This window comes from Pseudomonas spirodelae (assembly GCF_034653255.1).
In the GTDB taxonomy this organism is placed as follows: Bacteria; Pseudomonadota; Gammaproteobacteria; order Pseudomonadales; family Pseudomonadaceae; genus Aquipseudomonas; species Aquipseudomonas spirodelae.
Genome location: NZ_JAYEET010000058.1, coordinates 33,365 through 50,602 on the forward strand (window position 1 = coordinate 33,365; position 17,238 = coordinate 50,602).

At 59.8% G+C, this 17,238-nt stretch carries 16 protein-coding genes; 11 read left to right on the forward strand and 5 right to left on the reverse strand.

Annotated elements, in window-relative coordinates:
• Positions 1-63: 63 nt before the first annotated feature.
• Complete coding sequence (locus SOP97_RS19940) at positions 64-888, reverse strand: peptidoglycan DD-metalloendopeptidase family protein (RefSeq protein ID WP_322950571.1); 825 nt, start codon at positions 886-888, stop codon at positions 64-66.
• A gap of 51 nt (positions 889-939) precedes the next feature.
• The gene (gene xseA / locus SOP97_RS19945) at positions 940-2,319 is read right to left on the reverse strand and encodes an exodeoxyribonuclease VII large subunit (RefSeq protein ID WP_322950596.1); all 1,380 of its coding nucleotides are present in this window, start codon (positions 2,317-2,319) and stop codon (positions 940-942) included.
• Between the two features lie 114 nt (positions 2,320-2,433).
• Between xseA and SOP97_RS19950 the strand changes: the two genes are divergently transcribed.
• The 5 genes from SOP97_RS19950 (at position 2,434) to tadA (ending at position 8,284) form a co-directional block, all read left to right on the forward strand.
• On the forward strand, positions 2,434-2,985 hold the full coding sequence (locus tag SOP97_RS19950) for a sugar ABC transporter ATPase (RefSeq protein WP_322950572.1): 552 nt from the start codon (positions 2,434-2,436) through the stop codon (positions 2,983-2,985).
• Between the two features lie 117 nt (positions 2,986-3,102).
• Positions 3,103-4,572 (forward strand): IMP dehydrogenase, encoded by a 1,470-nt coding sequence (gene guaB, locus SOP97_RS19955; RefSeq protein WP_322950573.1) that lies wholly within the window; start codon positions 3,103-3,105, stop codon positions 4,570-4,572.
• A gap of 92 nt (positions 4,573-4,664) precedes the next feature.
• A complete protein-coding gene (gene guaA, locus SOP97_RS19960) occupies positions 4,665-6,245 on the forward strand; it encodes a glutamine-hydrolyzing GMP synthase (protein WP_322950574.1) in 1,581 nt (526 codons plus the stop codon).
• Between the two features lie 189 nt (positions 6,246-6,434).
• Positions 6,435-7,802, forward strand: a complete 1,368-nt coding sequence (locus SOP97_RS19965; protein WP_322950575.1) for a multicopper oxidase family protein — start codon at positions 6,435-6,437, stop codon at positions 7,800-7,802.
• A complete protein-coding gene (gene tadA, locus SOP97_RS19970; RefSeq protein WP_322950576.1) occupies positions 7,802-8,284 on the forward strand; it encodes a tRNA adenosine(34) deaminase TadA in 483 nt (160 codons plus the stop codon). Before SOP97_RS19965 ends, tadA begins: the two co-directional genes overlap by 1 nt.
• Here the strand turns inward: tadA and mltF are convergent.
• Positions 8,281-9,741 (reverse strand): membrane-bound lytic murein transglycosylase MltF, encoded by a 1,461-nt coding sequence (gene mltF / locus SOP97_RS19975; RefSeq protein WP_274086947.1) that lies wholly within the window; start codon positions 9,739-9,741, stop codon positions 8,281-8,283. The genes tadA and mltF overlap by 4 nt on opposite strands.
• Positions 9,742-9,953: 212 nt before the next feature.
• Here mltF and purL point away from each other — a divergent pair, with 212 nt between their 5' ends.
• The 3 genes from purL (at position 9,954) to SOP97_RS19990 (ending at position 14,602) form a co-directional block, all read left to right on the forward strand.
• Positions 9,954-13,850 (forward strand): phosphoribosylformylglycinamidine synthase, encoded by a 3,897-nt coding sequence (gene purL / locus SOP97_RS19980; RefSeq protein WP_322950577.1) that lies wholly within the window; start codon positions 9,954-9,956, stop codon positions 13,848-13,850.
• Positions 13,851-13,868: 18 nt separating this feature from the next.
• Positions 13,869-14,138 (forward strand): CDGSH iron-sulfur domain-containing protein, encoded by a 270-nt coding sequence (locus SOP97_RS19985; protein WP_322950578.1) that lies wholly within the window; start codon positions 13,869-13,871, stop codon positions 14,136-14,138.
• A 146-nt stretch (positions 14,139-14,284) separates the two neighbouring features.
• A complete protein-coding gene (locus tag SOP97_RS19990; RefSeq protein WP_322950579.1) occupies positions 14,285-14,602 on the forward strand; it encodes a YqfO family protein in 318 nt (105 codons plus the stop codon).
• A gap of 41 nt (positions 14,603-14,643) precedes the next feature.
• Here the strand turns inward: SOP97_RS19990 and SOP97_RS19995 are convergent, their stop codons facing one another.
• On the reverse strand, positions 14,644-15,147 hold the full coding sequence (locus tag SOP97_RS19995; protein WP_274086944.1) for a L,D-transpeptidase family protein: 504 nt from the start codon (positions 15,145-15,147) through the stop codon (positions 14,644-14,646).
• Between the two features lie 15 nt (positions 15,148-15,162).
• Entirely contained in the window at positions 15,163-15,720 is a 558-nt protein-coding gene (locus SOP97_RS20000; protein ID WP_274086943.1) for an NUDIX hydrolase, read from the reverse strand.
• Positions 15,721-15,891: 171 nt separating this feature from the next.
• Here SOP97_RS20000 and SOP97_RS20005 point away from each other — a divergent pair, with 171 nt between their 5' ends.
• From SOP97_RS20005 to SOP97_RS20015, 3 genes are read left to right on the forward strand one after another with little or no spacing between them, the layout of a single operon-like run.
• The gene (locus tag SOP97_RS20005; RefSeq protein ID WP_322950580.1) at positions 15,892-16,497 is read left to right on the forward strand and encodes a CoA pyrophosphatase; all 606 of its coding nucleotides are present in this window, start codon (positions 15,892-15,894) and stop codon (positions 16,495-16,497) included.
• Between the two features lie 21 nt (positions 16,498-16,518).
• Positions 16,519-17,043: a gamma carbonic anhydrase family protein gene (locus tag SOP97_RS20010; protein WP_274086941.1), complete on the forward strand. Its 525-nt coding sequence runs from the start codon at positions 16,519-16,521 to the stop codon at positions 17,041-17,043.
• Positions 17,043-17,231: a DUF1289 domain-containing protein gene (locus SOP97_RS20015; RefSeq protein ID WP_274086940.1), complete on the forward strand. Its 189-nt coding sequence runs from the start codon at positions 17,043-17,045 to the stop codon at positions 17,229-17,231. The genes SOP97_RS20010 and SOP97_RS20015 overlap by 1 nt, the downstream gene beginning before the upstream one ends.
• Positions 17,232-17,238: the final 7 nt, after the last annotated feature.

Sequence of the window (17,238 nt, forward strand, 5' to 3'; positions counted from 1 at the left end):
ACCTTAACAACTGCGCTGTTGTCAGGCCGGCGGGGTTGGTTGCTGAACGTGTCTGGCAGGTTGTTAGGGGGTGAAGGCGCCGATGAAAATCGCCGGGTCAACGCGGGCATCGTTCAAGCTGACGTTCCAGTGCAGGTGTGGCCCGGTGGCGCGGCCAGTGGCGCCAACTTTACCGACCACGCCACCGCGTGGCAGTTCAGCGCCGAGCTTCACGTCGATGGCTGAGAGGTGGCAGAACATGCTGATCAGCCCTTGGCCGTGGTCGACAAACACGGTTTTGCCATTGAAGAAGTAATCGCCAAGCAGAATCACTTTACCGGCGGCCGGGGCCTTGATCGGCGTGCCGCGGCTGGCGGCGAAGTCCAGCCCGGAGTGCGGGTTGCGTTCCTCGCCATTAAAGAAGCGGCGCAAACCGAAGGGGCTGGAGAGTGGCCCGTTGACCGGTTTGTCGAACAGCAGGTTGCTCGGCTGGCGTGGGCTGAATTGCTGGTAGGCGTGGGTTTGCTCGGCGAGTTCGCGCTGAATGCGTTTGAGATTGGCCGCGTTCGGATTGACCTGCTGCTGGTTTTTCAGGGTGATGCGTTGTTCGCGGTAGTGCTTGCTTGCGACCTGGAAGCTCAGCGTCTGGTTGCCGTTGACGCTGATCTGCTGGCTGCCGGGCTTGACGCTGAGCGGCACGCCGACAATGGCGATCCAGCGCTGTTGGTCTTCTTTAATCACCAGTACCGGTTTGTTCTGGTAACGCACACTGGGCGCCGTTTCTCCCGTGCCCAAATCGACTACTGCGACGCCACCGGGCACCGGTTTATTCAACAGGCGGCTGATAAAGCCCTCGGCATAGACGGGTAGGGTGAGGCAGACCAGGACTAGCAGGGTGAATAGGCGCATTGAATATCCCTAGGGTGGATAACGCGAAGCTTATCCACCTGCATAAAAAGCTCAGTCGAGCAGCGAGAGGGTGACCGGTTGCACATGATTGTCTTCGACGCGCACAGCCAACTCGCCGTTGCCCAGGCGCGCCTTTAAGCGTTGCCCTGGCTGGGTGTCGGCGGCGTTGCGGATGGCGCGGCCGCGCTCATCGAGCAAGATGCTGTAGCCGCGGCCGAGGGTCGCCAGTGGGCTGACCGCATGCAGCGTTTGCACCTGGCTATGCAGTCGCAGGTGTCGCGCCTTGAGGCCTTCACGCATGCTGCGTTGCAAGCGTTCTGCCAGCGCTTGCAGGCGTTGTTCAAGCAGTTTGAGGTTGCGCTCCGGGTGCAGGCTTAGCAGTCGGGTTTGCAGATGGCTCAGGCGTTCGCGGCGGTTTTTCAGTTGGCGCTCAAAGGCGCGGCTGAGGCGCATGTCCAGGTCATCCACGCGCTGGGCGTGCTGACGCAGGCGTTCACCCGGATGGCGCAAGCGCCGTTGCAAGCCCTCCAGGCGCATGCGTTCGCGTTCCAGTCGGTGTTGCATGCGCAAGTTGAGGCGGCGCTTGAGGTTATGCAGGCGCTGCACCAGTTCGCTGCTGTCGGGGGCCAGTAACTCAGCGGCGGCCGAGGGCGTTGGTGCGCGCACGTCGGCGACAAAGTCGGCGATGGATACATCGGTTTCATGGCCCACGGCGCTGACGATGGGCGTGACGCAGGCAGCAATGGCGCGGGCCACCGGCTCTTCGTTAAAACACCAGAGGTCTTCCAGCGAGCCGCCACCACGGGCCAGGATCAGCGCATCAAAGCCTTTTTTATCGGCGATGCCGAGGGCGCGGACAATCTGCGCGGTGGCTTCGCGGCCTTGCACGGCAGTCGGGATCAGGGTCAGTTCGACCTGCGGGGCGCGCCGGCGGAATACGCTGATGATGTCGCGGATCACCGCGCCGGTCGGCGAGCTGATAATGCCGATGCGTTTCGGGTGGGCTGGCAGGGCGACTTTATGCTCGGCCGAGAACAACCCTTCAGCGCTGAGTTTTTCCTTCAGCGCCTCGAACGCCAGGCGCAGCGCACCGTCGCCGGCAGGCTCTACGGCGTCGAGAATCAGTTGGTAGTCGCCACGGCCTTCAAACAGCGAGACCTTGCCGCGTACTTTCACGGCCAAACCGTCACGCAGCGCCTGACGCACTTTGGCGGCGTTCTGTCGAAACAGCGCGCAGCGCACCTGGGCCTGGCTATCTTTAAGAGTGAAGTAGATATGCCCGGACGCCGGCTTGGCCAGGTTGGAGATTTCACCTTCCACCCAGATACCGCCGAATACATCTTCCAGCAGCAGGCGTGCACGGTTGTTCAGTTGGCTGACGCTGAGCACCTCGCGGTCGAGGTTCAGGCGTTGGAAGGGGTCTTTAATCATGGCCGGCATGATAAAGGCTTTGCCCTGGCTGGCCATAGCGGATTGACCTTGACCGTTACGGTCAGCCGATTAAGCTGCGCGCCCTAAGTCTTCTTACAGGTTAAACGAGCCTTTATGAGTGAGCAGCAAGCCATCATAGTGCCGCAGATTTCCAGCTTTCCTGGCCATGAGGCGCGGGCGCGGTTGATCGTGCGTTGGCTGGTCAAGCAGAACATCATCGAAGAGCAGCTAAGCACCTGCGGGCGCACCTTCAAGCATATGGGCTACGGCATTGCCGAGGGCGCGCGGCGTGTAGTCGAGCGTCCCGAGTTGTTGCCGTTCGGCCAGGCCGTACATGGCATGGAAATTATCTACAAGCGCTGTATCTATACGCCGACGGCGGGCTTTCTTGAGGAGGCGGGCTGTGCGCAGTGCCGCAAGGAAGTGGGCGAAGCCTTGTTCGACAGCCTGGATGAGTGGATGCCAGGGCATACCGATAACTTCACCTGCCCGCGCTGTGGTCATGAAGATGACATCAACGGCTTTTTATTCCTGCAGCCCTGCGGCTTTTCCAATCTCGGGTTTATTTTTAACAACTGGGCAGATGCCGGCTTTAAAGCCAGTTTTCTCGACGAGTTCGCTGCGCGGCTTGGCTATCCGGTGTCGTTGGTGCGGGTTGATTTGTAGGGCGCGGCCCTCCGTGCTCGAAGATTCGAGTGGGTTTGCCAATACTTTGCGTTGAGTGCAGGGGGGCGTCTGAGTATAATGGCGCGCTTCCAATTTTCCCGTCCGGGAGCCCCCGCCATGCTGCGTATCAGTCAAGAAGCTCTTACCTTCGACGACGTTCTACTTATTCCAGGTTATTCCGAAGTTCTGCCGAAGGATGTCAGCCTTAAAACGCGCCTGACCCGTGGTATCGAACTGAATATTCCCTTGCTCTCTGCTGCTATGGATACCGTCACTGAAGCCCGTCTGGCAATTGCCATGGCTCAGGAAGGCGGCATCGGCATCATTCACAAAAACATGACCCCCGAGCAGCAGGCGTTCGAAGTGCGCAAGGTCAAGCGTTACGAGTCCGGTGTGGTCAAGGACCCGATCACCATCGAGGCCGACGCGACTGTGGGCGATTTGTTCGACCTGACTCGGCAGAACAACATCTCCGGCGTACCGGTGCTGCACCACGGTGATCTGGTCGGCATCGTCACCAGCCGTGATGTGCGCTTCGAAACCAACATGAGCGCCAAAGTGCGCGATGTAATGACCTCGAAAGAGCGTCTGGTGACGGTGAAAGAGGGTGAAGACACTCAGACCGTACGCAAGCTGCTGCACAAACACCGCATTGAGCGCGTGCTGATTGTCGATGACCAATTCCGCCTCAAGGGCATGATGACCGTCAACGACATCGAAAAAGCCAAAGCTTACCCGCTAGCCAGCAAGGACGACCAAGGTCGTCTGCGCGTTGGCGCGGCGGTCGGCACTGGCGCTGATACCGAAGATCGCGTCACTGCGCTGGTGCATGCCGGTGTTGACGTGATCATCGTTGACACGGCCCACGGCCACTCCAAAGGCGTGATCGACCGTGTGCGCTGGGTCAAGCAGACCTTCCCTGAAGTCCAGGTGATCGGTGGCAACATTGCCACGGGTGATGCGGCCAAGGCGCTGGCCGAAGCCGGCGCGGATGCAGTCAAGGTCGGTATCGGCCCAGGCTCGATCTGCACCACGCGTATTGTCGCAGGTGTCGGTGTGCCGCAAATCTCCGCCGTCGCCAACGTCGCTGCCGCATTGGCCGGCACCGGTGTACCGCTGATTGCCGATGGCGGTATCCGCTTCTCCGGTGACCTGTCGAAAGCCATCGTGGCCGGTGCATCCTGCGTGATGATCGGTTCGATGCTCGCTGGTACTGAAGAGGCGCCGGGTGAAATCGAGCTGTTCCAGGGCCGCTCCTATAAGGCCTATCGCGGCATGGGTTCGTTGGGTGCGATGGCGCAGGCGCAGGGCTCCTCGGATCGCTACTTCCAGGACTCATCCGCAGGTGCCGAGAAGTTGGTGCCGGAAGGTATCGAAGGCCGCGTGGCTTACAAGGGCGCTATGGGCGCAATCGTCCATCAGCTGATGGGCGGCCTGCGTGCCTCGATGGGCTATACCGGTTGCGCGACCATCGAAGAGATGCGCAGCAAGCCTGAGTTTGTGCGTATCACCGGCGCTGGCATGGCTGAGTCCCATGTACACGATGTACAGATCACCAAAGAAGCCCCGAATTATCGCGTGGGCTGATTACTGATCAGTTGATATAAAGCACGGGGCTGTCACTGTTGTTTTACAGGGCAGCCCCGAGTCATTTGTGAATTCCGCTACGAGAGACGGCCATGGCTCATCAAGATATCCACGCGCACCGCATCCTGATTCTGGATTTCGGCTCCCAGTACACTCAGCTGATCGCTCGCCGCGTACGCGAGATCGGCGTGTATTGCGAGTTGCACCCGTTCGACATGAGTGACGATGACATCCGCGCCTTCGCTCCGCGCGGGGTCATCCTCGCCGGTGGTCCGGAGTCGGTGCATGAGGCCAACAGCCCGCGCTGCCCTCAGGCCGTGTTTGACCTTGGCGTACCGGTCTTCGGTATCTGCTACGGCATGCAGACCATGGCCGAGCAGCTGGGTGGCAAGGTCGAAGGCTCCGAGCTGCGTGAATTCGGTTACGCCCGCGTTGACGTGGTCGGCAAGAGCCGCCTGCTCGATGGCATCGAAGACCATGTCGACGCTGACGGCTTGTTCGGCCTCGACGTGTGGATGAGCCACGGTGACAAAGTCACCAAGCTGCCGCAGGATTTCCACATCCTGGCCAGCACCCCGAGCTGCCCGATTGCTGGCATGTTCAACGACGCTCTTGGCTATTACGGTGTGCAGTTCCACCCGGAAGTGACCCATACCAAGCAGGGCGGTCGCATCCTCTCGCGCTTTATCCTCGACATCTGCCAGTGCGAAGCCCTGTGGACCCCGTCGAAGATTGCCGAAGACGCCATCGCCCAGGTGCGTGCGCAGGTTGGCAGTGCCAACGTACTGCTCGGTTTGTCCGGTGGTGTCGATTCGTCGGTGGTGGCGGCATTGCTGCACAAGGCGATTGGCGATCAGCTGACCTGCGTGTTTGTCGATAACGGCCTGCTGCGTCTGCACGAAGGTGAGCAAGTGATGGCCATGTTCGCCGAGAACATGGGCGTCAAGGTGATCCGTGCCAACGCCGAAGAGCAGTTCTTGAACAACCTGGCCGGCGAGTCCGACCCGGAGAAGAAGCGCAAGATTATTGGTCGTACCTTTATTGATGTTTTCGATGCCCAGTCCAACAAGCTGGACAACATCAAGTTCCTCGCCCAGGGCACCATCTACCCGGACGTAATCGAGTCGGCTGGCGCGAAGAGCGGCAAGGCTCACGTGATCAAGTCGCACCATAACGTCGGTGGCCTGCCAGAGGAAATGAACCTCAAGCTGGTCGAGCCGCTGCGCGAACTGTTCAAGGATGAAGTGCGTCGTCTGGGTCTTGAGCTCGGCCTGCCGTACGACATGGTTTACCGTCACCCATTCCCCGGCCCAGGCCTGGGCGTGCGCATCCTCGGTGAAGTGAAGAAGGAATACGCTGACCTGCTGCGTCGCGCCGACCACATCTTTATCGAAGAGCTGCGCAAGGCCGACTGGTACCACAAGGTCAGTCAGGCGTTCGTGGTGTTCCAGCCAGTTAAATCGGTGGGCGTTGTCGGTGATGGCCGTCGTTACGCCTGGGTTGTCGCCCTGCGCGCCGTGGAAACCATCGACTTCATGACTGCACGTTGGGCGCACCTGCCCTACGAGCTGCTGGAAACGGTTAGCGGCCGCATCATCAATGAGATCGAAGGCATCTCCCGCGTCACCTACGACGTGTCGAGCAAGCCGCCAGCGACTATCGAGTGGGAATAATCCCGCGAGTGAGTTGAAACGCCACAAAGGCAGCGCGAGCTGCCTTTGTCGTTTCTGTGGGTGCGGCAATCGCGCGCGCCGCGAGGCTCGCCTTGCTGTGGGTGTAAATGAGAAGATATTGCAACTAGCTGCCTGAAATGCATCGGGCGGCCTACTGCTCCGGAGTGGATCCGGATCACGGGAGCGAATATGGCGTTTACTCGCAGGCAGGTTCTGGCTGGTCTTAGCGCATTGGGCGTCGCCGGGCTTGGTGTCGGTGGCGTGCGTTACTGGCTGGGGCGTGCAGAAAACCAGGCGAGCCATGATTACGAGTTGATTGCCGCGCCGCTGGATGTCGAACTGGTGCCTGGGCACATCACCCCGGCCTGGGGCTATGCCGGGCAAGTGCCGGGGCTGGAAATTCGCGCGCGTCAGGGTGACTGGTTGCGGGTGCGTTTTATCAATCATCTGGACGAGCCGACCACGATTCACTGGCATGGCATCCGCCTGCCGCTGGAGATGGATGGTGTGCCCTATGTCTCGCAGCTGCCGGTGCTGCCGGGCGAGTATTTTGATTACCGTTTCAAGACTGAAGATGCCGGCAACTTCTGGTACCACCCGCACCTGAGCAGCGCCGAGCAGCTTGGGCGCGGTCTGGTCGGCCCGTTGATTGTCGAAGAGCGCGAGCCCACCGGCTTTGCCCATGAGCGCACCCTCAGCCTGAAAACTTGGCATGTCGATGAGCAGGGTGCTTTCACTGCATTCAGCGTGCCGCGTGAGGCGGCGCGTGAGGGCACGCGTGGTCGGCTCACCACAATCAATGGCAAACCCGTCCCTGTGCTTGAGTTGCCTGCTGGGCAGGTAGTGCGGCTGCGGGTGTTGAATCTGGATAACACCGTGACCTACAGGCTCAACCTGCCGGGCGCCGAGGCGCGCTTGTATGCGCTGGATGGCCACCCGATTGAGCCGCGGCCTTTGGGTAAGGAATATTGGTTAGGGCCGGGGATGCGTATCGACCTGGCGGTGCGTGTGCCTGAGGCGGGTGTGGAGTTGTCGCTGCGCAATGGTCCGCTGCGCTTGGCGACGCTGAAAAGCGTGGCCAGTGTTGAGGCTGCCGGCGCGTGGCCGGCGCAGCTGCCGGCTAATCCTGTGGCGGAGCCTGACCTTGAGCGCGCCGAGGTGCTGCGGTTTAACTTTGAGTGGTCGGCGCGCTTGGTCAGTGAGGGGGATAACGGCCCGGCCAAGTACTGGCAGATCAACGGTCAGGCCTGGGATATCAACGACAAGACCTGTGCTGATCGGCCGATTGCCAGTCTGAAGAAAGATGGTCACTACATCTTCGAGCTGCGCAATATGGCGCAGTACCTGCACCCGATTCACTTGCACGGGCTGGCATTCAAAGTCATCTCATCCAACCGCAAGAAGATCATTCCGTATTTCACCGACACCTATTTGCTGGGCAAAAATGAAGTGGCGCGTATCGCGTTTGTCGCTGATAACCCGGGAATCTGGATGTTCCATTGCCATGTGATTGACCACATGGAAACCGGCCTGATGGCCGCGATTGAGGTGGCCTGATGCGCCGTCCATTGATTGTTGACCGCAGCCAGGATGCACACTTTATGCGTGAGGCGCTGGCGCTGGCCGCCGAAGGTGCGGCGCTGGGCGAGGTGCCGGTCGGCGCGGTGCTGGTGCAGGGTGGGGTGATTGTCGGGCGCGGGTTTAATTGTCCGATCTCCACCCATGACCCGAGTGCGCATGCCGAAATGGTGGCGGTTCGCGCTGCCGCGCAGGCCGTGGATAACTACCGGCTGCCGGGCAGTACGCTGTATGTGACGCTGGAGCCGTGCAGCATGTGCGCCGGTTTAATTGTGCATGCGCGGGTGCAGCGCGTGGTGTTTGGCGCAACTGAGCCCAAGGCGGGTGTGGCGTTGAGCCGAGGCGAGTTCTTTAATCAGGCGTTTCTCAACCACTGGGTGTTGGTTGAGGGTGGGGTGTTGGCGCAGGAGTGCGGCGAGGTACTGAGTGCCTTCTTCAAGGCACGGCGCGAGCAGCGTTAAAGCGGCGGCGTCTGCTGAATGGGCTGGCTTTTATCGATGCCCGGTACGTGTTGGTTGCTTTCGGCGATTTGCGAGCCTTCCAGCTGCGGCTGGGTTACCCAGGTGAGAATGTCGTAGTAACGGCGAATGTTGCGTACAAAATGCACCGGCTCACCGCCGCGGGCATAGCCGTAGCGGGTCTTGCTGTACCACTGCTTCTGCGCCAGGCGCGGCAGGATTTTCTGCACATCAAGCCACTTATTCGGGTCGAGCCCTTCGGCTTCGGTGAGCTTGCGGGCGTCTTCCAGGTGCCCGCCACCGACGTTGTACGAGGCCAGGGCAAACCAGGTGCGGTCGGGTTCTAGAATGCTTTCGGGCAGCTGGTTCTTCACGTGCACAATATATTTGGCGCCGCCTTGAATGCTTTGCTTGGGGTCTAGGCGATCCGAAACGCCCATGGCCTGGGCGGTGCGCAACGTCAGCATCATCAGCCCACGGACGCCGGTTTTCGAGGTTGCGGTGGGTTGCCAGAGTGATTCCTGATAGCCCATGGCGGCGAGTAAGCGCCAGTCCACCTGATTGACCTTGGCGGCTTCGCGAAAGTATTTTTCGTAACGAGGCAGGCGCTGCTGCAGGTGTTTGGCGAAGGTGTAGGCGCCAACATAGCCGAGTACATCAACGTGGCCGTAGTAGCGGTCCTTCAGGCGCTTTAGGCTGCCATTTTTTTGCGAGCGCATGATGAAGACATTGATTTCATCGAGCAGGCTATTGTCCACGCCGGGTGCGGTAGCCCATGCCAGGTTCTGCGAATCGCCAAAGTCAAAGGCCACGCGTACGTTGGAAAAATAGACTTGGTTCATGGCCAGCTCGTTAGAGTCGACCAGGGTTAGATCGATTTGCCCCTCATCAACCATGCGCAGCAGGTCGACGACTTCAATGGCGGCGGATTCTTCGTAGGTCAGCTCAGGCAGTTGCAGTTTGAGCGCTGCCAGCTGTTCGGCATGGCTGCTGCCTTTGAGTACCAGGATGCGCTTACCGACTAAGTCACTGGGGCGAGTCGGGCGTTGTTCGCCGTTGCGGTAGATCACCTGCGGCGTGACTTCGAGGTAGGGCAGGGAGAAGCGTGCGTACTGTTGCCGTCCGTCGCTTTCTACCAAGCCGGCAGCGGCCAGAGCCGGACCGTTAGGTTTGTTCAGGCTGGTAAACAGGTCGTCGAGGTTGTCGGCGGTTTCGATCTTTAGCTCAACGCCCAGGTCGTCGGCAAAGCGTTTTACCAGCTCGTATTCAAAGCCGGTTTCGCCGTTACGGTCCTGGAAGTAGGTGGCCGGGCTGTTACGGGTGATCACCCGCAGTACACCCTCCGCCTGAACGCGCTCGAGTGTGCTGGGTTCTTCAGCACAGCCGCCGAGCACCAGGAGGATTCCGATCACCGACAGCCAGCAGGCGCGGCGCACACGGAACGCAGATTGGGCAAACATTGGCGCAGTATACGCAAAGCATGGGTCGCGCCATATATCGACAGCGGAAGGCTTCTCTGCTAGCAAAATGGTACAGGTGGTGAGGCATTTAAGCGGGTGCCTGGCTTTGTCATGTGGCGCTAACAGAGGCAGGCCTTCGCGGGTGCCGTTGGCGACGCTTTAGGCTAGAATACACGGCCTCAAAGTACACCCCTTCCCAGAGGCTGTCCCCGATGTTGATCCTGCGCGGCGCTCCCGCCCTTTCTGCTTTCCGTCACGGCAAATTGCTTGAACAACTGACCAGTAAGGTTCCTGCGGTCACCGGTCTGTATGCCGAGTTCGCGCACTTCGCCGAAGTGTCCGGTGTTCTGAGTGCCGACGAAGAGCAGGTATTGGCCCGTTTGCTGAAATATGGCCCGAGTGTGCCGGTGCAGGAGCCAACTGGCCGCCTGTTCTTGGCCATTCCGCGCTTTGGCACCATTTCGCCATGGTCGAGCAAGGCCAGCGACATCGCTCGTAACTGTGGCCTGGCGAAGATTCAGCGCATTGAGCGTGGCCTGGCGTACTACGTCAGCGGCGAGCTAAATGCCGCCGAGGCGCAGCTGGTAGCTGATCTGCTGCATGACCGCATGACTCAGTTGGTGCTGGATAATCTCGAAGGCGCCGCCGCACTGTTCAGCCATGCGCAGCCCAAGCCGCTGACCGCGGTGGATATTCTCGGTGGCGGTCGCGCTGCGCTGGAGCTGGCGAACGTCGAGCTGGGCCTGGCCCTTGCCGAAGACGAAATTGATTACCTAGTAACAAGCTTCAATGGACTGGGGCGCAACCCGCACGACATCGAACTGATGATGTTCGCCCAGGCTAACTCCGAGCATTGCCGCCACAAAATCTTCAATGCCAGCTGGGATATTGATGGCCAGAGCCAGGAGAAATCCCTGTTCGGCATGATCAAAAACACCTACCAGATGCACAGCGACGGTGTGTTGTCGGCTTATAAGGATAACGCCTCGGTGATCGTCGGCAACGTCGCCGGGCGCTTCTATCCGGACCCAGAAACCCGTCAGTACGGCGCGGTACAGGAGCCGGTGCATATCCTGATGAAGGTGGAAACTCACAACCACCCAACAGCGATTGCGCCGTTCCCGGGGGCTGCCACTGGTTCCGGTGGCGAGATCCGTGACGAAGGTGCCACCGGCCGCGGCGCCAAGCCAAAGGCAGGGCTCACCGGCTTCACCGTCTCCAACCTGCAAATTCCGGGTTTCGAGCAGCCGTGGGAAGTGCCGTACGGCAAGCCTGAGCGCATCGTTACCGCGCTGGATATCATGATTGAAGGTCCGCTGGGTGGCGCGGCGTTCAATAACGAGTTCGGTCGTCCGGCTCTGACCGGTTACTTCCGCACCTTCGAGCAGGCGATCCAGACCCCGCGCGGTGAAGAAGTGCGCGGTTACCACAAGCCCATCATGCTCGCGGGCGGCATGGGCAACATCCGCGCCGAACATGTGCAGAAAGGCGACATCACCGTCGGCGCCAAGCTGATCGTGCTCGGTGGCCCGGCCATGTTGATCGGCCTGGGCGGCGGCGCTGCTTCGTCGATGGCCACTGGTACCAGCTCTGCAGACCTGGATTTCGCCTCGGTGCAGCGCGAAAACCCGGAGATGGAGCGTCGCTGTCAGGAAGTTATCGACCGTTGCTGGCAGCTGGGTGAGAGTAATCCGATTGCCTTTATCCACGACGTCGGTGCCGGCGGTTTGTCCAACGCCTTCCCTGAGTTGGTTAACGATGGCGGTCGTGGCGGCCGCTTCGAGCTGCGCAACGTGCCGAATGATGAGCCGGGCATGGCGCCGCACGAGATTTGGAGTAACGAATCCCAAGAGCGCTACGTGCTGGCGGTGGATGCTGCCAATTTCGAGCGTTTCAAAGCCATCTGTGAGCGTGAGCGCTGCCCGTTTGCCGTAGTCGGTGAGGCCACTGAAGAAGCTCACCTGACCGTGACTGACAGCCACTTTGGCAACAATGCCGTGGACATGCCGCTTAACGTGCTGCTGGGCAAAGCCCCGCGCATGCACCGCTCGGCCACGCGTGAAAATGAGCTGGGTGATGACTTTGATGCCAGCACCCTGGCGATCGATGAAGCGGTCACCCGCGTTCTGCATCACCCGGCGGTGGCCAGCAAGAGCTTCCTGATCACCATCGGCGACCGCACCATTACCGGTTTGGTGGCGCGTGATCAGATGGTTGGCCCTTGGCAGGTACCGGTGGCTGACTGCGCCGTTACTGCCACCAGCTTTGATGTGTACACCGGTGAGGCCATGGCCATGGGTGAACGCACCCCGCTGGCGCTGCTGGATGCGGCTGCATCCGGGCGGATGGCGATTGGTGAAACCCTGACCAACCTGGCGGCTTCGCGGATTAATGCCATCAGCGATATCAAGTTGTCGGCCAACTGGATGTCCGCTGCGGGCCATCCGGGTGAAGACGCGCGCCTGTACGACACCGTTAAAGCGGTGGGCATGGAGCTGTGTCCGGAGCTGGGTATCACCATTCCGGTGGGCAAAGACTCGATGTCGATGAAGACCCAGTGGACGGACGCGGGTGCTGACAAGAGCGTGACCTCGCCGCTGTCCTTGGTGGTGACCGGCTTTGCGCCGGTCAGCGATATTCGCAAAACCCTGACCCCGCAACTGCGTATGGATAAGGGCGAAACTGATCTGATCCTGATCGACCTCGGTCGTGGGCAGAACCGTCTGGGGGCGTCGATCCTCACCCAGGTTTATAGCAAGCTCGGCAGCCAGACCCCGGATGTCGACGACGCCGAAGACCTCAAGGCTTTCTTTGCAGTGATTCAGGGCTTGAACGCCGACGGTCACATCCTGGCTTACCACGACCGTTCTGACGGTGGTTTGCTGGTTACTGCCCTGGAAATGGCGTTTGCCGGTCATTGCGGCCTCAACCTGTACCTCGATGCATTGGCTGCCGAAAGTGCTGAGCTGGCGGCTGTGCTGTTCAACGAAGAGTTGGGCGCAGTGATTCAGGTGCACCAGGACGCCACGCCGGAGGTGCTGGCGCAGTTTAGTGCGGCGGGTCTGGGTGACTGCGTGGCGGTGATCGGTCAGCCGGTCAACAGTGATGACGTGGCGATCAACTTTAGTGGTCAGCCGGTCTTCGCTGGCCAGCGCCATCTACTGCAGCGTCAGTGGGCGCAGACCAGCTATCAGATCCAGCGTTTACGCGATAACGTTGAGTGCGCTGACCAAGAGTTTGATGGCTTGCTGGAGGAAGATAACCCCGGTATGTCGGTCAAGCTTGGCTTCGATGTCAATCAGGACATCAGCGCGCCGTATATCCGTAAGGGTGTGCGTCCGCAGATCGCTGTACTGCGTGAGCAGGGCGTTAACGGTCAGGTGGAAATGGCGGCTGCCTTCGATCGCGCCGGCTTCAATGCGATTGATGTGCACATGAGTGACATCCTCAGCGGTCGCGTCAGCCTGGACGCCTTCAAGGGCCTGGTTGCCTGCGGCGGCTTCTCCTACGGCGACGTACTCGGCGCCGGCGAAGGCTGGGCTAAGTCAGTATTGTTCAACAGCCGGGCGCGTGATGGTTTCCAAGCCTTCTTCGAGCGCAAGGACAGCTTCGCCTTGGGCGTGTGTAACGGTTGCCAGATGATGAGCAACTTGCACGAGCTGATCCCGGGCAGCGAGTTCTGGCCGCACTTCGTGCGCAACCGTTCGGAGCAGTTCGAAGCGCGTGTGGCGATGGTGCAGGTGCAAGAGTCAGCCTCGATCTTCTTGCAGGGCATGGCCGGTTCGCGCATGCCAATCGCCATCGCTCACGGTGAAGGCCATGCCGAGTTTGAGAGCGAGGAAGCCCTGCTCGAAGCCGACCTGTCCGGCTGCGTGGCGATGCGCTTTATCGACAACCACGGCAAGGTCACTGAAACCTACCCGGCCAACCCTAACGGTTCGCCGCGCGGGATTACCGGCCTGACCAGTCGCGACGGTCGCGTGACCATTATGATGCCGCACCCGGAGCGCGTCTTCCGCGCCGTACAGAACTCCTGGAAACCGGATGACTGGCAGGACGATGCGGGCTGGCTGCGGATGTTCCGCAACGCGCGTGTGTGGGTGGATTGATCCACGTGGCGCGGGCTTATGTTGAGTAAGCCTGCGCCCGTTTTACCTGAGGTGCGCCAGGTTAAACCTGGCGATACCTTACAGCTGTGCCGCTGCGGGCGTTCGTCCCAGCTTCCTGATTGTGTTTGTGCGTGCCCCGAAAAACTTGAACTGCTGCCTGAGCGTGAGCAATTCCTGCTGCTTTGCCGTTGCGGTTTGTCGCACCGTCTACCCTATTGTGATGGCAGTCATCATCCGCCGGTAAGGAGTCTTAAAGACCGTTGGTGGCGATTTTGGCGTGGGGTTTAACTGGTGTGGTGCCGTTGCTGTTTGCGCTGATGTGTTGAGCGCCTCTGATTTTACGGGCGTAGGTTGCGCCGATTCAGTCAGTAAAAACGCTCATGCGCAGTGGTCTTGTCGCCACGCTTTTATATGCCTTTGCGGGGGAGACCCTAATGTACAAGCTGTGCTTTTATGTGCCTGAAACGCACCTGGAATGCGTTAAGAGTGCGGTGTTCAGCGCCGGTGGCGGACGCATTGGTCACTATGACCAGTGTTGCTGGCAAATCTTGGGGCAGGGCCAGTTTCGTGCGCTGGACGGCAGTCAGCCATTTCTCGGCCAGTTGGGGCGGGTCGAGCAGGTCATGGAATGGAAAGTCGAGATGGTCGTGGCTGATGAGCTGATTCATGCGGCGGTTAAGGCCATGAAACAGCAGCATCCATACGAAACGCCGGCCTTTGAGGTGTGGCGGCTGTCTGATATTCAGTTCTAAGGCGTAAAAAGGCACCGCGAAGGTGCCTTTTCATCTGGTGGTCAGGGCCTGATTTCGATCAGTGTGCCGTCCTTAACCAGGCTCCAGATTTCGCGCATATCAGTGTTCTTCATGGCGATGCAGCCTTCGGTCCAGTCCAAGGTGTGGAAGAACCACTCGGGGTATTCCTCATCCAGCGGCGTGCCGTGGATCATGATCATGCCGCCGGCCGATATGCCCTTGGCGCGGGCTTGCGCCTGGTCGCGCGCGTTTGGGTAGGAGATGTGCATGGAGAGGTTGTATTTGTCGCTAGTCTTACGCCAGTCGATCCAATAAAAACCCTCTGGGGTACGCATGTCGCCTTCGTATTGTTTGGCGCCTTCAGGCTTTTTGCCCAGTGACATGCGGTAGGACTTGAGGGTGTCGCCACGGCTGATCAGGTGCAGCGTGCGTTCGGATTTAACCACCAAGACCTTATCGATGATTTTGCCGTTAAGTGTCGGGGTGGTGCTGGCTTGGCCAGTCAGAGTAGCGGTCAGGCAGAGTAGGGCGAACAACCAGCGCATCGTATTTTCCATGAATCAAAAGGCTTTCTTGTAATGTGCGCGCAAGGCTTCAAGCGGCTCGTTGCGGACCGGGTAGTGCTGCGTAAGGCGGTCGGCGAAGTAGCATTCTAAGGTACGCCCGATGGTCGGGAAAGCCAGCTCTGACCAGGGGATGTTCTGCTCATGGAAAAGCTCAACTTCAAGGCTTTCTTCGCCGGGGGCAAAGTTCAGGTCGACCAACTCTGCGCGAAACAGCATGTACACCTGGTTAATGTGCGGCAGGTCAAACAGAGTGTAGAGACTGAGGTCGCGCACCCGGGCGCAGGCTTCTTCATGGGTTTCGCGGGCGGCGGCTTGTTCGAGGGTTTCGCCGTTTTCCATAAAGCCGGCCGGCAGGGTCCAGTAGCCCCGTCGTGGCTCGATGGCGCGTCGGCACAGCAGCACTTGTTCGCCCCATACCGGCAGGCACCCGGCTATGATTCGCGGGTTCTGGTAGTGCACCATCTGGCATTGCGCGCAGACGTGGCGCAAGCGGTTGTCACCCTGCGGGATGTGGTAACTGATCGACCCGCCACAGTTGCTACAGAACTTCATGCCAGATCCTCGTTGCGTATGGGCTATCTTGGCGTGCGCAGCGGGTGCTCGGCAAGCGTTTGAAGGCAGGCTTATCGAGCGCCTGAATGATGGCAGTCGGCGGCGTGGGGCTTGGGCCATGCGCTGCTTTCGTGCCATCATCGGCGGCAGAATAAAACACCGAGAATCCCCATGCTGGAAGAGTTGCTCCTTCGCATGCGTGGCTATAGCCCGCAGGATATGCCGATCGACACACGCTACCCTGAGGCTGCAGTGCTGGTGCCCATCACCCGCAGTGACGAGCCGGAAGTGGTGCTGACGTTGCGCGCCAGCGGCCTGTCCACCCACGGTGGCGAAGTGGCCTTTCCCGGTGGGCGGCGTGATCCGGAAGATGCGGATTTGGTGCAGACTGCTTTGCGCGAGGCCGAGGAAGAAATTGGCCTGCCGCCTGGGCTGGTCGAGATCATTGGGCCGCTCAGTACCTTGGTCTCGCGTCATGGTATTCAGGTCACGCCTTATGTCGGTCTGGTGCCGGATTTTGTCGAGTACAAGCCCAATGATGGCGAGATTGCCGCCGTGTTTGCCGTGCCGCTGGCATTCTTTCGTGATGACCCGCGGGAAACCACTCACCGTATCGATTACCTCGGTCGCAGCTGGTATGTGCCGAGTTACCGCTACGGCGAATATAAAATCTGGGGGCTGACGGCGATCATGTTGATCGAGTTGGTCAACCTGGTGTTCGACGATGTGCATATCGATATGCGCCAGCCGCCCGAGCACTTCATCAAGCTCACATGACCGTGGGATGAGGAATAACGCATGAAATATCGATTGGGCCAGTCCCACGTAGACGCCCATGCCGATAGCTGGGTCGCGCCTAATGCCACCCTGGTCGGCAAGGTCAAACTTGAGCCGGGCGCAAGCGTGTGGTTCAACGCCGTGTTACGCGGTGACAACGAGCTGATTCATGTCGGTGAGAACAGCAACGTGCAAGACGGCACGGTGATGCATACCGATATGGGCTTCCCGCTGACTATTGGCACTGGCGTAACCATCGGCCATAACGCCATGCTGCATGGCTGCACGGTGGGCGATTACAGCCTGATCGGCATCAATGCGGTGGTGCTCAATGGCGCAAAAATCGGCAAGTACTGCATCATCGGCGCCAATAGCCTGATCGGTGAAGGCAAGGAAATTCCCGATGGTTCGCTGGTCATGGGCTCGCCGGGCAAAGTGGTGCGTGAGCTGACCGAGGCGCAAAAGAAAATGCTTGAAGCCAGCGCCGCGCATTACGTGCACAACGCTCAGCGTTACGCCCGCGACTTGTCAGAGCAGGATGACTGATGGAACAGGAGCGTCCGGTTGCCTCACCCTGCGTGCATGTCTGTGCACTGGATGATCAAGACCTGTGTATCGGCTGTCAGCGCTCAGTCGCCGAAATTACCCGTTGGGGCCAAATGGACAATGCTGAGCGCCGCCAGGTGCTGCTGCATTGCCATGAGCGCGCCCAGGCCCAAGGCATCTTGTTGTAATACCGCC

Excerpts from the sequence above, each read along its gene's own strand:
- SOP97_RS19940 (WP_322950571.1), bottom strand. The coding sequence starts at position 888 with ATGCGCCTATTCACCCTGCTAGTCCTGGTCTGCCTCACCCTACCCGTC.
- xseA (WP_322950596.1), bottom strand. The coding sequence starts at position 2,319 with ATGATTAAAGACCCCTTCCAACGCCTGAACCTCGACCGCGAGGTGCTC.
- SOP97_RS19950 (WP_322950572.1), top strand. The coding sequence starts at position 2,434 with ATGAGTGAGCAGCAAGCCATCATAGTGCCGCAGATTTCCAGCTTTCCT.
- guaB (WP_322950573.1), top strand. The coding sequence starts at position 3,103 with ATGCTGCGTATCAGTCAAGAAGCTCTTACCTTCGACGACGTTCTACTT.
- guaA (WP_322950574.1), top strand. The coding sequence starts at position 4,665 with ATGGCTCATCAAGATATCCACGCGCACCGCATCCTGATTCTGGATTTC.
- SOP97_RS19965 (WP_322950575.1), top strand. The coding sequence starts at position 6,435 with ATGGCGTTTACTCGCAGGCAGGTTCTGGCTGGTCTTAGCGCATTGGGC.
- tadA (WP_322950576.1), top strand. The coding sequence starts at position 7,802 with ATGCGCCGTCCATTGATTGTTGACCGCAGCCAGGATGCACACTTTATG.
- mltF (WP_274086947.1), bottom strand. The coding sequence starts at position 9,741 with ATGTTTGCCCAATCTGCGTTCCGTGTGCGCCGCGCCTGCTGGCTGTCG.
- purL (WP_322950577.1), top strand. The coding sequence starts at position 9,954 with ATGTTGATCCTGCGCGGCGCTCCCGCCCTTTCTGCTTTCCGTCACGGC.
- SOP97_RS19985 (WP_322950578.1), top strand. The coding sequence starts at position 13,869 with ATGTTGAGTAAGCCTGCGCCCGTTTTACCTGAGGTGCGCCAGGTTAAA.
- SOP97_RS19990 (WP_322950579.1), top strand. The coding sequence starts at position 14,285 with ATGTACAAGCTGTGCTTTTATGTGCCTGAAACGCACCTGGAATGCGTT.
- SOP97_RS19995 (WP_274086944.1), bottom strand. The coding sequence starts at position 15,147 with ATGCGCTGGTTGTTCGCCCTACTCTGCCTGACCGCTACTCTGACTGGC.
- SOP97_RS20000 (WP_274086943.1), bottom strand. The coding sequence starts at position 15,720 with ATGAAGTTCTGTAGCAACTGTGGCGGGTCGATCAGTTACCACATCCCG.
- SOP97_RS20005 (WP_322950580.1), top strand. The coding sequence starts at position 15,892 with ATGCTGGAAGAGTTGCTCCTTCGCATGCGTGGCTATAGCCCGCAGGAT.
- SOP97_RS20010 (WP_274086941.1), top strand. The coding sequence starts at position 16,519 with ATGAAATATCGATTGGGCCAGTCCCACGTAGACGCCCATGCCGATAGC.
- SOP97_RS20015 (WP_274086940.1), top strand. The coding sequence starts at position 17,043 with ATGGAACAGGAGCGTCCGGTTGCCTCACCCTGCGTGCATGTCTGTGCA.